This window comes from Pseudoalteromonas sp. P1-8 (assembly GCF_001399985.1).
Classification (GTDB): Bacteria; Pseudomonadota; Gammaproteobacteria; order Enterobacterales; family Alteromonadaceae; genus Pseudoalteromonas.
The window spans coordinates 591,390-606,101 of sequence record NZ_LJSO01000001.1 but is presented as its reverse complement, the minus strand read 5'-3'; the positions used below and the strand labels follow the sequence as shown (position 1 = coordinate 606,101).

At 41.2% G+C, this 14,712-nt stretch carries 14 protein-coding genes; 11 read left to right on the top strand and 3 right to left on the bottom strand.

Annotation, left to right across the window (positions count from 1 at the left end):
- Window positions 1-18: 18 nt before the first annotated feature.
- From msbA to tcdA, 6 genes are read left to right on the top strand one after another with little or no spacing between them, the layout of a single operon-like run.
- On the top strand, window positions 19-1,761 hold the full coding sequence (msbA, locus tag AN213_RS02750; RefSeq protein ID WP_055197259.1) for a lipid A export permease/ATP-binding protein MsbA: 1,743 nt from the start codon (window positions 19-21) through the stop codon (window positions 1,759-1,761).
- Window positions 1,761-2,738: a tetraacyldisaccharide 4'-kinase gene (gene lpxK, locus AN213_RS02745; RefSeq protein WP_055197257.1), complete on the top strand. Its 978-nt coding sequence runs from the start codon at window positions 1,761-1,763 to the stop codon at window positions 2,736-2,738. Before msbA ends, lpxK begins: the two co-directional genes overlap by 1 nt.
- Window positions 2,728-2,925 (top strand): Trm112 family protein, encoded by a 198-nt coding sequence (locus AN213_RS02740; protein WP_036968654.1) that lies wholly within the window; start codon window positions 2,728-2,730, stop codon window positions 2,923-2,925. Before lpxK ends, AN213_RS02740 begins: the two co-directional genes overlap by 11 nt.
- Window positions 2,913-3,668, top strand: coding sequence for a 3-deoxy-manno-octulosonate cytidylyltransferase (kdsB, locus tag AN213_RS02735; RefSeq protein ID WP_055021960.1), 756 nt, complete (start codon window positions 2,913-2,915; stop codon window positions 3,666-3,668). Before AN213_RS02740 ends, kdsB begins: the two co-directional genes overlap by 13 nt.
- A gap of 2 nt (window positions 3,669-3,670) precedes the next feature.
- On the top strand, window positions 3,671-4,345 hold the full coding sequence (locus tag AN213_RS02730) for a TIGR01621 family pseudouridine synthase (protein ID WP_054561574.1): 675 nt from the start codon (window positions 3,671-3,673) through the stop codon (window positions 4,343-4,345).
- Window positions 4,346-5,140: a tRNA cyclic N6-threonylcarbamoyladenosine(37) synthase TcdA gene (tcdA, locus tag AN213_RS02725; RefSeq protein ID WP_054561573.1), complete on the top strand. Its 795-nt coding sequence runs from the start codon at window positions 4,346-4,348 to the stop codon at window positions 5,138-5,140.
- 3 nt (window positions 5,141-5,143) lie between these two features.
- On the opposite strand, the gene AN213_RS02720 is transcribed toward tcdA, so the two are convergent.
- From AN213_RS02720 to AN213_RS02710, 3 genes are all read right to left on the bottom strand, one after another.
- Window positions 5,144-5,557, bottom strand: a complete 414-nt coding sequence (locus AN213_RS02720; protein WP_055197255.1) for a SufE family protein — start codon at window positions 5,555-5,557, stop codon at window positions 5,144-5,146.
- Window positions 5,558-5,570: 13 nt separating this feature from the next.
- Window positions 5,571-6,785: an aminotransferase class V-fold PLP-dependent enzyme gene (locus AN213_RS02715; RefSeq protein WP_055197253.1), complete on the bottom strand. Its 1,215-nt coding sequence runs from the start codon at window positions 6,783-6,785 to the stop codon at window positions 5,571-5,573.
- 111 nt (window positions 6,786-6,896) lie between these two features.
- Window positions 6,897-8,183 carry a citrate synthase gene (locus AN213_RS02710; protein ID WP_054551373.1) on the bottom strand — a complete coding sequence of 429 codons (1,287 nt, stop codon included), beginning with the start codon at window positions 8,181-8,183 and terminating at the stop codon, window positions 6,897-6,899.
- Window positions 8,184-8,592: 409 nt separating this feature from the next.
- Between AN213_RS02710 and sdhC the strand changes: the two genes are divergently transcribed.
- From sdhC to AN213_RS02685, 5 genes are all read left to right on the top strand, one after another.
- Window positions 8,593-8,970 carry a succinate dehydrogenase, cytochrome b556 subunit gene (sdhC, locus tag AN213_RS02705; RefSeq protein ID WP_082401567.1) on the top strand — a complete coding sequence of 126 codons (378 nt, stop codon included), beginning with the start codon at window positions 8,593-8,595 and terminating at the stop codon, window positions 8,968-8,970.
- Entirely contained in the window at window positions 8,961-9,308 is a 348-nt protein-coding gene (gene sdhD, locus AN213_RS02700) for a succinate dehydrogenase, hydrophobic membrane anchor protein (protein ID WP_054551371.1), read from the top strand. Before sdhC ends, sdhD begins: the two co-directional genes overlap by 10 nt.
- Entirely contained in the window at window positions 9,309-11,081 is a 1,773-nt protein-coding gene (sdhA, locus tag AN213_RS02695) for a succinate dehydrogenase flavoprotein subunit (RefSeq protein WP_054561569.1), read from the top strand.
- A gap of 10 nt (window positions 11,082-11,091) precedes the next feature.
- On the top strand, window positions 11,092-11,808 hold the full coding sequence (locus tag AN213_RS02690) for a succinate dehydrogenase iron-sulfur subunit (RefSeq protein ID WP_054551369.1): 717 nt from the start codon (window positions 11,092-11,094) through the stop codon (window positions 11,806-11,808).
- A gap of 84 nt (window positions 11,809-11,892) precedes the next feature.
- Window positions 11,893-14,712 carry a 2-oxoglutarate dehydrogenase E1 component gene (locus AN213_RS02685; RefSeq protein WP_055021956.1) on the top strand — a complete coding sequence of 940 codons (2,820 nt, stop codon included), beginning with the start codon at window positions 11,893-11,895 and terminating at the stop codon, window positions 14,710-14,712.

Sequence of the window (14,712 nt, the reverse complement as noted above, 5' to 3'; positions counted from 1 at the left end):
TATGAATAAGAGAGTGTTATGGATCAAACTACATCCCAAATCTATAAGCGATTAATCAGTTATGTGGGTGATTATAAGTTAATCGCGTTTTTCGCCATTGTAGGCATGATTGGCTATTCAGCCATGGATGCATTGTTTATCAATTTAATGAAGCCCTTCATTGATGAAGGTTTAAATGATCGTAACACTGATGTTTTAACTTATGCACCATTTGTTGTAATTGCATTGGTATTAGGTCGTGGCATGTTTAACTATATGTCGTCGTACTGTTTAAGTTATGTAGGCTCTCAAGTTGTAAGAACGTTGCGCCAACAATTATTCGAACATATTTTACATCTGCCGGTGTCCTTTCATGATAAAAATTCAAATGGCGATTTAATCTCTAAAATCACCTTTGATACTGAGCAGGTTCAACAAGCCATTACTAAAGCCCTATTAATTGTTGTTAGAGAAGGGGCCTTTGTTGTTTTCTTACTATTTAATATGTTTTATACCAGTTGGAAGCTATCACTAATATTTTTAGTCATTATTCCGCTGGTGGCCGTGATCGTTGCCTTTGTATCGAAACGTTTTCGTATGATTTCGAAAAAAATCCAATCTGCTATGGGACAAGTAACTCGCAGCTCAGAGCAAATGCTATCTGGTCACAAGGTGATTCATGGTTTTGGTGGTCAACAGCAAGAGATATCACAATTCTCGGCTATTAATAATCATAATCGTCAGCAGCGCATTAAAATGGATGCAACTAAAGCGTTAAGCGTTTCTGTTATCCAAATTTTGGCAGCAAGCGCGATGGCCGTGATTTTATGGGTTGTGTCTATGCCGTCGATGATTGATACCATCAGTTCAGGTGACTTCGTATTACTTATTTCATCAATGATGATGTTATTACGCCCACTGAAGCAACTTTCTAACGTTAATAGCGATTTACAACGTGGTATTTCGGCAGCGCAAAGTATCTTTTTAGTACTTGATGAAGAAGTAGAAAAAGACACTGGCACTTACAGCGTTGACAAAGTAACTGGGAAAATTGAAGTGAACAATGTGACCTTTAAATACCCAACGAAAGATGAGCCTGTATTAAAGAATTTATCACTTTCGATTAATGCCGGCGAAAGCATCGCATTGGTTGGCCGTTCTGGCTCAGGTAAATCGACCATCTCAAATTTATTACCGCGTTATTATGAGCTTGAAGGTGACAGTGAAATTTTGCTTGATGGCGTCAACATCGCTGATTACAAACTGACAGACTTACGTAAGCAATTTGCACTCGTTTCACAGCAAGTGGTTTTATTTAATGACACCATAACGAATAACATTTGCTATGGCCTCGACCGCGAATTAACAAACGAGGATTTAATGGCCGTTGCCAAGCAAGCCCATGTTTGGGAGTTTGTTAAAGACTTACCAGAAGGTTTAGATACCATGGTGGGTGAAAACGGCGTTATGTTGTCAGGCGGCCAGCGTCAGCGAATAGCCATTGCACGTGCAATATTAAAAGATGCCCCTATTTTGATTCTAGATGAGGCGACATCTGCACTTGATACTGAATCTGAAAAACTAATCCAGCAAGCACTTGATAGCTTAATGAAAGAAAAAACATCGATTGTGATAGCACACCGTTTATCAACAATAGAAAACAGTGATTGCATTTATGTTATCGACCATGGTCAAGTTATCGAAAAGGGCACGCATAGCGAGCTGCTTGAAAAAGACGGTACCTATAGTGCGTTATGTAAAATGCAGTTTGGTGAGCAATAGTGAGTGTTATTGAAAAAAGCTGGTATAAAAAGCCAGGTTTAATCAGTGTTTTACTGTTTCCTTTCAGTGTGCTTTTTTGGCTTATCTCAACACTTCGCGCTTTGTTTTATAAGCTTAATATTCTAAAAGCATTTAAAGCGCATCTTCCTGTCATTGTTGTTGGTAACATTAGTGTGGGTGGAAACGGCAAAACGCCATTTGTTATTTGGCTCGCTGAGTACTTACAGCAGCAAGGTTTAAAAGTGGCGGTGATCAGTCGTGGCTATGGTGGTCAGTCTGATTCGTATCCTTTGTTAGTGACTGAACATACGAGTACAGCGCAAGCTGGTGACGAACCTGTACTTATTAAACGCCGCCTAGGTTGTGTTGTAATGGTTGGCCCTGACCGACAAGCGAGTATAAAAAAATTAGAGCAACATGATATCGATGTCATTATTTCTGATGATGGCATGCAGCATTATAAAATGGCGCGTGATATCGAATGTTGTATCGTTGATAGTGAACGCCAATTTGGTAACGGTTTATTAATGCCTGCAGGTCCACTTCGTGAAACCAAAGCGCGCTTAAAATCGGTTGATTTAGTCATAGAAAATGGTGGCAACGCTCAAAGCCGCTATGATTTAGCATCAAGCCCATTTCGAACCGTAAGTAATTCAGAACTTGTCAATTCAGTTCAAGATAAAGGCCATGCGGTCAGTGCTATTGGTAACCCTAAACGCTTTGAAATATGTCTTGAGCAGCAAGGGATTAACTTGCTATCGACTCATCATTTTCGTGATCATTATGCCTACCAAGCTAATGACTTTATCGATTTTGCAGATGACGCTGTATTTATGACAGAAAAAGATGCAGTTAAGTGCTTTAGTTTTGCTAAACCAAATTGGTATTATTTACCTGTTGACGCAAAGCCAACAGCAGCAGTTATCGAAAAACTTAATTTATTATTAAAACAAAAAGGGATCCTCAATGGCCTTTGATACAAAATTACTTGAAATTATCGCTTGCCCAGTGTGTAAAGGTAAACTACGTCTTGATAAAGAAAATCAAGAGCTTATCAGTACTGCTGCGAAACTAGCGTACCCAATCAAAGACGATATCCCGGTGCTTTTAGAAAATGAAGCCCGTGAATTAAGCCAAGAAGAGGTTGATAAGTGGAATTCGTAGTCGTTATCCCAGCTCGCTACGCATCGACGCGTTTACCAGGTAAACCACTTGCTGATATTTGTGGTAAACCAATGATCCAACATGTTTATGAAAAAGCGGTTGCTTCTGGTGCTTCACAAGTTTATGTAGCGACTGATCATCAAACAGTGTTTGATGCAGTAAAGAAGTTTACTGATAATGTATTGATGACACGAGAAGATCACCAATCAGGCACAGAACGTTTAGCTGAAGTTGTTGAACAGTTAAAACTTGAAAGTGACACTATTGTTGTCAACGTGCAAGGTGATGAGCCTTTATTGGCAAGCGAAAATGTATCTCAAGTTGCCATGCTACTTGCTGATTCTGATGCGCCAATGGCGACTTTGAGTACCAGCATTGATGAGATTGATGATATATTTAATCCCAATTGCGTGAAAGTCATTAACGATGCAGACAACAACGCACTGTATTTTTCGCGTTCGCCAATCCCTTATCATCGTGATGCGATGATGAATGATGACCGAGATAAGCTAAATCTTGCTGATTTTGCGCGCCATATTGGTATTTATGCTTATCGTGCTGGCTTTATTAAGGACTACATCGAATTACCAGAATCTCGATTAGAGCTTTTAGAGTCATTAGAGCAGCTTCGCGTACTTTATCATGGTCACAAAATTAAAATCGCAAAAGCTCTGTGTGCACCGCAAGCAGGCGTAGATACCCCTGAAGACTTAGCGCGCGTTATTGCAGTGCTTGGCAACTAAAAATGCATGATGTAAACAATGTTCATCTTCATGCCAGTGAAGATGACTTCTTTGTTTTTTATAAACCAGCAGGTGTGAGCTTTCATAGTGAACAATGTGCTGGTTTTGTCGTACTTGCCGAAGAGCTTGTTAATGAGAAGCTCTATCCGGTTCATAGGCTAGATAAAGTAACATCAGGTTTAATTATATTAGCCCGTAACAAAGAAGCAGCAGCCGAATTCACTTCGCTATTTTCTGATCAAAAAATAAATAAGTTTTACCTAGCCGTAAGTGATGCTAAGCCTAAGAAAAAGCAAGGTTGGATAAAAGGGGATATGCAGAAAAGTCGTCGTGGTGCATTTAAGCTGTTAAAGAGCCAAACGAATCCTGCTATCACACGCTTTTACTCAAAAAGTATTCGACCAGGGCTTCGTGCATACTTGTTAAAGCCATTCTCTGGTAAGACACATCAGCTTAGAGTCGCGATGAAAAGCTTAGGCGCTCCAATTCTAGGTGATAGTACGTATGCTGGTAGTAAAGACGAGCGCACAAACTTGCATGCCTATGCACTACAATTTAGCTATAAAGAGCAGCTTAAAGAGTATCGATGTGATTACACTTTAGGTACTCATCTTAATGAAGTTTTTAACTCAGACGAATTCAAAGAGTGGACAGCTCCTTGGACGTTGGATTGGTAAATGAAAGAAACAACACAAGACATTCGTTTTGGTGGCATTAAACGTTTATATGGTCATCAACAATTTGATTGGTTACAACAAGCACATTTTTGTGTCATTGGAATTGGTGGCGTAGGTAGTTGGGCTGCTGAAGCATTGGCTCGAACGGGTGTAGGGCAACTAACCCTCATTGATTTAGATGATATTTGTGCAACCAATGTTAATCGTCAAATTCATGCTTTAACGGGCACTGTTGGTGAAGCAAAAGTTGAAGCCATGAAAACACGTTGTGAGCTTATAAATCCAGATATCAAAATTAATGTTATTGACGATTTCATTACGCTAGATAACATTCGTGAGCATATTCAAGGTTTTGACTATGTGATTGATTGTATTGATGCTGTAAAAGAAAAAGCTGCGCTTATTGCTCACTGTAAACGCATAAAACTACCGGTTATTACAACCGGAGGCGCAGGCGGGCAAACCGACCCTAGTCAAATCAGTTTTGGTGACGTTGCAAAGACAACCCATGATCCATTGCTTGCAAAAGTACGTTATATTTTGCGAAAACAGTACAACTTTAGTAGCAATCCAAAGCGAAAATTTAACGTTGATTGTGTTTATTCAACAGAGCAGCTTGTATATCCAACCTCTGAAGGTGAGGTTTGCCAAGCAAAACAAGGTGCAGATGGTTCAATGAATATGGACTGTAATAATGGTTTTGGCTCTGCAACTATGGTGACAGGCAGCTTTGGCTTTTTTGTTGCAGCCAAAGCGATTAGAAAATACCTCGATAAAAAACAGCGTAGTTTATAAAACTTATTGTTTTTGTTTAGCCATGGTTTGAATTTTATCAACCATGGCTTTAATACCATTACCACGAGAAGGGCTCAAATGGCTAATTAGACCGAGTCGTTCAAATTCATCATAGGCATTAATTTGCGCTGCTTGCTCCGGTGTTAGACCATTGTATAAGGCTAAAATTAAAGCCAATAGTCCTTTAACGATGCGAGTATCTGAATCGCCCGCTAATACCAGGCTGTTTTCTGTATGATCAAAGTCGATATATAGCCAAACTTTACTTTCACAGCCTTTAACTAGGGCATCATCTACTTTGAGCACTTCAGGCATAACAGGTAATTGCTTACCTAAGAGCATTATTTGGCGATACTTTTGCTGCCAGCCAGCAGCTGTTTCAATGTTTTTACTAACGGATTCAAACGCTGAATTCATAACTTATCCAAAATTAATCTAATAACTCGATACTACTTTTAACAGCACTGATAAAGGAATCGACATCAGCTTTATTGTTATATAACGCAAAACTTGCTCGTACAGTTCCTGGTATACCTAAATGGCTCATTATAGGTTGCGTACAATGATGACCACTTCGCACGGCAATGCCAAATCCATCAAGTAGGGTGGCTAAATCAAACGGATGTTCATCGCGATAATTAAAACTAATGTTACCGATGTTATCTATTTGGTTTGAATAGATATTAATACCATCAATAGCTGATAATTGTTTTATCGCATAGTCAAAAACTGTATGCTCATGTTGACGCATTTGCTGAAAATCTAACGATGTTAAATAATTTATTGCCTCACTAAAGGCAATGACACCTGCAATATTGGGTGTTCCTGCTTCAAATTTACCCGGTGCATCACGAAAAGTGCTGTGTGTTAGGCTCACTGTTTCGATCATTTCTCCACCGGTTTGATATACATCCAGCGAATTTAACAGCTCAAATCGGCCATAAAGGCCTCCTAAACCTGTCGGCCCGAGCATTTTATGGGCAGAAAATACGTAAAAATCACAGGAAATCTCTTGTAAATTAGGGCGTAAATGCATCGCTGCCTGCGCACCATCAACAACAGAAATAGCATTAATGGCTTTACATGCGCTAATGATTGGCGCTAAATCAGTGATGTTACCAAGGGTATTTGATGCATGGGTAATAGCGACTATTTTAGGCTTTTGTTGCTTGATAAATTCACTACAGTGCACGCTATTAATAGTTAAATCATTTTCTATCGGCAAAATAATGACTTCTGCACCGGTACGCTGAGCTAGCTGTTGCCAAGGGACGATGTTAGCGTGATGTTCAATAGCAGATAGGGCAATTTTATCGCCAGGATTGAGCCTCGAAGCCAGACCATTTGCGATTAAATTAATCGATTCGGTTGCCCCTTTGGCCCACACTATCTCATTATTTTTTACAGAAAAATAATCTGCAAGTAGCGTTCGTGTATGCTCATATTGGCGTGTAGCGTTTTCACTGAGTGTATGGCGGCCGCGGTGCACATTGGCGTTCTCGTGGCTATAAAAACGGCTAAGAGCATTAATAACTGCCTGTGGTTTTTGCGAGGTAGCCGCAGAGTCTAAATACACCAAAGGCTGCTCATTGACTGTTTCATTCAGTATTGGAAAGTCAGCACGTATTTTTGTGATATCGAACATGAAAGGCCTTAAGCTACAAGAATGCGACGATTTTAATTACTTTGCACAAATAGACAAGTGCAGGGCAACAAAAAAGGCCGCATAGCGGCCTTTTTTAAACGCAAATTTGTATTAACGCTTGTCTGTTGGTACGTAATCGCGTGAAGTTTCACCAGTGTATAACTGACGAGGGCGGCTGATCTTGTGACCAGGTTGAGAAAGCATCTCATCCCAGTGAGAGATCCAACCAACAGTACGTGACATTGCAAAGATTACAGTGAACATGCTTGTTGGAATACCGATTGCTTTTAAGATGATACCTGAGTAGAAATCTACGTTAGGGTAAAGTTTCTTCTCAACAAAGTATGGGTCTTCAAGTGCAATTTGCTCAAGCTTCATAGCGATATCAAGAAGTGGATCTTGAATGTTTAGCTCAGCAAGTACTTCGTGACATGTTTGACGCATTACTGTCGCACGTGGGTCGAAGTTTTTGTATACACGGTGACCAAAGCCCATAAGACGGAAAGGGTCAGACTTATCTTTCGCTTTAGCAACATACTCGTCGATACGGTCAACAGAGCCGATTTCTTCTAACATGTTAAGACATGCTTCGTTAGCACCACCGTGCGCAGGGCCCCATAGAGATGCGATACCAGCCGCGATACACGCGTAAGGGTTAGCACCTGAAGAACCAGCTAGACGAACAGTTGACGTTGATGCGTTTTGCTCGTGGTCAGCGTGAAGCATGAAGATTTTGTCCATTGCTTTAGCAAGAACAGGGCTTACTTTGTATTCTTCAGCTGGTACTGAGAACATCATGTGTAAGAAGTTTTCAGCGAAGCTTAAGTCGTTACGCGGGTAAACAAACGGTTGACCTACATTGTATTTGTAAGCCATCGCAGCGATAGTTGGTAATTTAGCAACTAGCTTGATTGCGCTTGTTTTACGTTGTGTTGCGTCAGTGATGTCTAAATCTTCGTGGTAGAAAGAAGAAAGAGCACCTACAACACCACACAGCATTGCCATTGGGTGAGCGTCAAAGCGGAAACCTTGGAAGAAGTTTGCGATTTTAGTATCAAGCATTGTGTTGTGCGTGATTTCTTGAGCAAACGCTTCGTATTGTTCTTTAGTCGGTAATTCGCCGTTTAATAGTAAGTAGCAAAGCTCGATGTAGTTTGATTCATCAGCTAATTGCTCGATTGGGTAACCACGGTGTAATAAAACACCTTTGCCGCCATCGATGTAAGTGATTGAAGATTCACAAGAACCGGTCGACATGAAACCTGGGTCGTAAGTGAAGTGACCGTGTGAACCTAACGTACGTACGTCGATTACATCTTGGCCAGCAGTGCCTTGGTAAATTGGAAGTTCGATTGGATCAAGACCATCAATATGGACCGTGGCTTTCTTATCCGCCATCTATTTATCTCCTATTAAGATAACAACTCTGATTGTTATGTTCTGAATCTGTTTAAGCACATTCTTTTCATTTTAACGTGAAAGAGGGGTATAAAGTCAATTTTTATAAACATTATGCACAAATGGATAATAAATATTCTGCCAGGATTAAATATTATACTATTGGCTAATTCGCAAACGTCTCTTACTAAACAAGAATTGTAAAAAGACCTTTGGCTATATATACTATCCAAGGTTTTATACCGTATTGTCTGTAGGTAAACTTTATTTTTACATTTGAGTTTTGCATAAGTGTGAACTTTTTGTGTATCAACACGGTTTACTTAGATAGTTCCATCGAAATTCATTTTGATGGGTTTTAGAAAAACAAGTAGATGAGCTCCTTAGTGGGCAAGATGGGCAAGTAACTGTGAAAAAGCAAAGACCTGTAAATCTAGATCTAACAACTATATCTATGCCGGCAACGGCTAAAGCATCAATTTTTCACCGCGTCACCGGTGTAGCATTATTTTTTGCTTTAACGTTTGTCATTTGGGCTTGGTCTGAGTCTCTTTCTTCTGCAGAAGGTTTTGAATTCGTCAAGGGTCTGTTCAGCGGATTCATTGCCAAATTCATAGCATGGGGCACCATTTCTGTATTGGCGTATCACTTAATCGGTGGTATCCGTCATATCATTATGGACATGGGTCACTGGGAAGAACTTGAATCAGGTAACTTCAGCGCTAAAGTTGCATTAGCTTTAGGTGTTGTAGCTGCAATTCTAGCAGGAGTGTGGATATGGTTTTAAATCAAGCAACTCTTAAACGTGATGGTGTACAAGATTTCGTATCACTACGTGCAACAGCATTAATAATCAGCGCTTACGCGATTTTTATTATCGGCTATTTTTTATGTACGCCAGAAGTCACTTTCGAAGCCTGGCAAGGCCTATTCTCTAACCTAGCAATGAAAGGGTTTACCTTAATCACCCTAGTTTGCATCATGGTTCACACCCGTATCGGCCTTTGGCAAGTTCTTACTGACTATGTTAAATGCGCTAAATTACGTGCTGTTTTAGGCTTTGTATTAAACCTTATGGCTGTTGCTTACGTAGCAATTGGTCTAATCGTTTTATGGGGTGTTTAAGTGAATTATTCTGTTCGTGAATTTGACGCAGTAGTGATTGGTGCCGGTGGTGCGGGTATGCGCGCAGCACTAGCTATCACTGAATCAGGCAAAACCTGTGCACTTATCTCAAAAGTTTTCCCTACACGTTCTCACACTGTGTCTGCACAGGGTGGTATTACGGTTGCTCTGGGTAACTCACATGAAGATAACTGGGAATGGCACATGTACGATACGGTTAAAGGTTCCGATTTCATCGGTGACCAAGACGCTATCGAATATATGTGTAAAACAGGCCCAGAAGCTATTACTGAATTAGAAAACATGGGTTTACCATTTTCTCGTTTTGAAAATGGCCGTGTTTACCAACGTCCTTTCGGCGGTCAGTCGAAAAACTTTGGTGGTGAACAGGCTGCACGTACTGCAGCAGCAGCTGACCGTACTGGTCACGCGCTATTACACTGTTTATACCAACAGAACGTTAAAAACAAAACTAACGTATTCTCTGAGTGGTACGCACTAGATTTAGTTAAAAACAGCGACGGTCACGTTGTTGGTTGTACAGCAATCGACATCGAGTCTGGCGAAGTTGTTTACTTCAAATCAAAAGCTGTTGTTTTAGCAACAGGTGGTGCAGGCCGTATCTACGCATCGACAACGAATGCACACATCAATACTGGTGACGGTGTTGGTATGGCTACACGTGCTGGTGTTGCAATGCAAGATATGGAAATGTGGCAGTTCCACCCAACAGGTATCGCCGGTGCCGGTGTACTTGTAACTGAAGGTTGTCGTGGTGAAGGTGGTTACCTTCTAAATAAAGACGGCGAACGCTTCATGGAACGTTACGCACCAAATGCTAAAGACTTAGCGTCTCGTGACGTTGTTGCTCGTTCAATGATGACTGAGATCCGTGAAGGTCGTGGTTGTGATGGTCCTTACGGTCCACACATCAAGCTTAAGCTTGACCACTTAGGTGAAGAAACACTTAACTTACGTCTTCCAGGTGTATGTGACCTTGCGAAAACATTCGCACACGTTGATCCAGCTAAAGAACCAATTCCAGTTATCCCAACATGTCACTACATGATGGGTGGTGTTCCAACTAACGTAAATGGTCAAGCATTACAAATTGATGCAAACGGCCAAGAGAAAGTAGTTGAAGGTTTATTCGCTGTTGGTGAGATTGCATGTGTATCTGTACACGGTGCTAACCGCCTAGGTGGTAACTCACTACTTGACTTAGTTGTATTCGGCCGCGCAGCTGGTAACTTCTTAGGTAAGTACCTTAACGGTGTTGAAGCAGGTAAAGATGCGTCTGATTCAGACCTTGAAGCATCACTTGCACGCTTTAACCGTTGGGAAAACTCTAAAGCTGGCCAAGGTGAAGACCCAGTACAAATCAAGAAAGACCTTCAAATGTGTATGCAACTTAACTTCTCGGTATTCCGTGAAGGTGATGCAATGGCAACAGGTCTTAAAGAGCTTAAAGAAATTCGTGAACGTCTTCAGTACGCTCGTCTTGACGACAAGTCGACTGAGTTCAACACTGCACGTATCGAATGTCTAGAGCTTGATAACTTGATGGAAACAGCATACTCAACAGCAGTAGCTGCAAACTTCCGTACAGAAAGCCGTGGTGCACACTCTCGTTTTGATTTCCCAGATCGTGATGACGATAACTGGCTATGTCACTCTATCTATAACCCAGTTACAGATGAAATGACAAAACGTGAAGTAAACTACGCGCCGAAACTGCGTGAAGCTTTCCCACCTAAAGCACGTACATACTAGGAGCGAGACGATGGCACAAGTACAATTTTCGGTTTATCGTTACAATCCAGATGTTGATAATGCACCACGTATGCAGGACTTCTCGCTAGAAACGCAAGAAGGCCAAGATATGATGGTATTGGATGCGCTTATGCAATTAAAAGAGCAAGATCCAACATTATCATTCCGTCGTTCATGCCGTGAAGGTGTGTGTGGTTCAGACGGTATCAACATGAATGGTAAAAACGGTTTAGCGTGTATTACTCCTTTATCAACGCTACTTAAAGGTGGCAAAGGTAAAATCGTAATTCGTCCTTTACCAGGTTTACCAGTGGTACGTGACCTTGTTATTGACATGAGTCAGTTCTACACTCAATACGAAAAAGTTAAGCCTTACCTAATCAACGACACGCCTGCGGCGGGTGAGCGTCTTCAGTCAATCGAAGAACGTGATAAGTTAGATGGCTTATATGAGTGTATCTTATGTGCATGTTGTTCAACATCGTGTCCTTCGTTCTGGTGGAATCCAGACAAGTTCATCGGTCCTGCGGGTCTTCTTCATGCTTATCGTTTCTTGGCTGATAGCCGCGATACAGCTACTGAAGAGCGTCTTGCTGACCTTGACGATGCGTTCAGCGTGTTCCGTTGTCACAGTATCATGAACTGTGTTAGCGTGTGTCCAAAAGGTCTTAACCCGACCAAAGCAATTGGACAAATCAAATCAATGCTTTTAAACCGCGCTGTTTAAAGCTTGAATATGTAAGGTGGTTAAGTGATTAACCACCTTGTTTTTACAACAATTAATTTCTGCGCTAAAGAAAAGGGCTTATAAATGCACGAAGGTGTGATGAAGGCATGGCTAGAATCTTCTCACTTAAACGGCGGTAACGTTGCTTACGTAGAAGAGCTTTATGAAGCGTACTTAGATGATGCGACTTCTGTGCCAGAAGAATGGCGAGAAGTGTTCGAACAATTACCAAAAGTTGATGGTGTGGATGTTGACGTTAAACATTCAGAAGTTCGTTCACAATTTGCACAGCTTGCTAAAAACAAGCATAGAGAAGTAGTGGTAGCAGAGGGTGGCTCTGGCGATCCTAAACAGGTCAAGGTGCTACAACTTATTAATGCTTTCCGTTTCCGTGGTCACCAAAATGCCAACTTAGATCCATTAGGTATTTGGCAACGCGAACGTGTTCGTGATCTAGAATTAGAGTACCACGATTTATCTGAAGCTGATTTTGACCGTGAATTCAATGTGGGTTCGTTTGCTGTCGGTCGCGAAACCATGCCATTAGGTGAGCTATATCAAGCACTCAAAACGACTTATTGTGGGTCGGTAGGTGCTGAGTATATGCACATCACTTCAACTGAAGAAAAACGTTGGTTACAACAACGTTTAGAATCAGTGCAATCACGTCCAACGTTCTCTAAAGAAGAAAAGCTACGTATCCTTAAAGGATTAACAGCTGCAGATGGCCTTGAAAAATATTTAGGGGCTAAGTTCCCTGGTGCAAAACGTTTCTCACTTGAAGGTGGTGACGCATTAGTACCAATGCTTAAAGAACTAATTCATCGTGCAGGTGAAAGCGGACAAAAAGAAGCTGTTATTGGTATGGCTCACCGCGGTCGCTTGAACGTACTAGTGAACGTTTTAGGTAAAAACCCATCAGAATTATTCGATGAGTTCGCTGGTAAACACAAAGACACATTAGGCTCAGGTGATGTTAAATATCACATGGGTTATTCATCTGACTTTGCAACTAACGGTGGCAACGTGCACATGGCACTTGCATTTAACCCGTCTCACTTAGAAATCGTTAACCCGGTGGTTATGGGTTCGGTACGTGCTCGTTTAGACCGTCTAGGTGATAAGTCAGGTATTAAAGCATTACCAATTACTATTCACGGTGACTCTGCAATCGCAGGTCAAGGTGTTGTACAAGAAACATTTAACTTATCGCAAACTAATGCATTTAGTTGTGGTGGTAGTATCCGTATCGTTGTTAATAACCAAGTTGGTTTCACAACGTCTAAACAGTCTGATGTACGTTCTACACCATACTGTACTGATATTGCGAAAATGGTTCAGGCACCAATTTTCCACGTTAACTCTGACGATCCTGAAGCGGTTGCATTTGTTACTCAAATCGCACTTGATTTCAGAAACCAGTTTAAACGTGATGTAGTGATTGATTTAGTATGTTATCGCCGTCATGGTCATAACGAAGCGGATGAGCCGAACGCGACTCAACCACTTATGTACCAAAAAATCAAAAAGCATCCAGTACCTCGTCTAATTTACGCAGATCAATTAGTTGCTGAAGGTTCATTCTCAGAAAATGAAGTAAAAGCACTTGCTGATGATTACCGTAATGGTTTAGACAAAGGCAACTGTGTTGTTGAAGAAATTCAACTAGAAACATCGCACTCTTCTGATTGGGCTAAGTTTGTTGGTCATGATTGGGATGTTGAGTACGATGCAACAGTATCGGTTGAGAAGTTAAAAGAGCTTGGCGAAAAAGTAGCAAGCTTCCCAGAAAGCCACAAAGCACAATCGCGCGTTAAGAAAATCTACGACGACCGTAAGCTAATGGCAACAGGTGAAAAACCACTTGATTGGGGTATGGCTGAAACACTTGCTTATGCAACTCTTGTTGATGCGGGTACTGATATCCGTTTAACAGGTCAAGATTCAGGTCGTGGTACATTCTTCCACCGTCATGCTGTTGTTCATAACCAAACTGACGCATCAACATACTTGCCGCTGCAAAATATCAGCGAAAAGCAAGGTGCATTTGAAGTATATGACTCAGTTCTTTCTGAAGAAGCAGTACTTGCATTTGAATATGGTTACGCAACAGCTGAGCCTACGTCACTTGTAATGTGGGAAGCACAATTTGGTGACTTCGCTAACGGTGCACAAGTTGTATTTGACCAATTCTTAAGTTCAGGTGAGCAGAAATGGGGCCGTTTATGTGGTCTTACATGTTTACTTCCTCATGGTTATGAAGGTCAAGGTCCTGAGCATAGCTCGGCACGTTTAGAGCGTTTCTTACAGTTGTGTGCTGATCACAACATGCAAGTATGTGTTCCTTCAACACCTGCGCAAGTTTATGCAATGCTTCGTCGTCAATCTGTACGTCCACTTCGTCGTCCATTGATTGTTATGACGCCTAAGTCGCTACTTCGTCACCCGTTGGCAACATCTTCACTTGAAGAGTTATCTGAAGGTGTGTTCCACAATATGATCGATGAAATCGATGATATTGCAGCAGATAAAGTAGAACGCGTTGTATTCTGTAGCGGTAAAGTTTACTACGAACTACTACAAGAGCGTCGTAAGCAAGAATTAAATAACATTGCTATTGTTCGTGTAGAACAATTATATCCATTCCCACACGCTGAGATGGATACAATCATGCAGCGTTACCAACACGTTAAAGATTTTGTTTGGTGTCAAGAAGAGCCGCAAAACCAAGGTGCATGGTATTGTTCTCAACACCACTTTGTTGACGCAATCCCAGCCGGTGCTAAATTAACTTACGCAGGTCGTAAAGCATCAGCATCACCAGCGTGTGGTTACATGTCAGTGCATAATAAAGAACAACAAGCGCTAATTGCAGATGCGCTTACTATTGAAAAGAAAGGATAA

Coding starts and splice junctions, on each gene's coding strand:
- msbA (WP_055197259.1), top strand. CDS start 19: ATGGATCAAACTACATCCCAAATCTATAAGCGATTAATCAGTTATGTG.
- AN213_RS02740 (WP_036968654.1), top strand. CDS start 2,728: ATGGCCTTTGATACAAAATTACTTGAAATTATCGCTTGCCCAGTGTGT.
- AN213_RS02730 (WP_054561574.1), top strand. CDS start 3,671: ATGCATGATGTAAACAATGTTCATCTTCATGCCAGTGAAGATGACTTC.
- tcdA (WP_054561573.1), top strand. CDS start 4,346: ATGAAAGAAACAACACAAGACATTCGTTTTGGTGGCATTAAACGTTTA.
- AN213_RS02720 (WP_055197255.1), bottom strand. CDS start 5,557: ATGAATTCAGCGTTTGAATCCGTTAGTAAAAACATTGAAACAGCTGCT.
- AN213_RS02715 (WP_055197253.1), bottom strand. CDS start 6,785: ATGTTCGATATCACAAAAATACGTGCTGACTTTCCAATACTGAATGAA.
- AN213_RS02710 (WP_054551373.1), bottom strand. CDS start 8,183: ATGGCGGATAAGAAAGCCACGGTCCATATTGATGGTCTTGATCCAATC.
- sdhD (WP_054551371.1), top strand. CDS start 8,961: ATGGTTTTAAATCAAGCAACTCTTAAACGTGATGGTGTACAAGATTTC.
- AN213_RS02690 (WP_054551369.1), top strand. CDS start 11,092: ATGGCACAAGTACAATTTTCGGTTTATCGTTACAATCCAGATGTTGAT.
- AN213_RS02685 (WP_055021956.1), top strand. CDS start 11,893: ATGCACGAAGGTGTGATGAAGGCATGGCTAGAATCTTCTCACTTAAAC.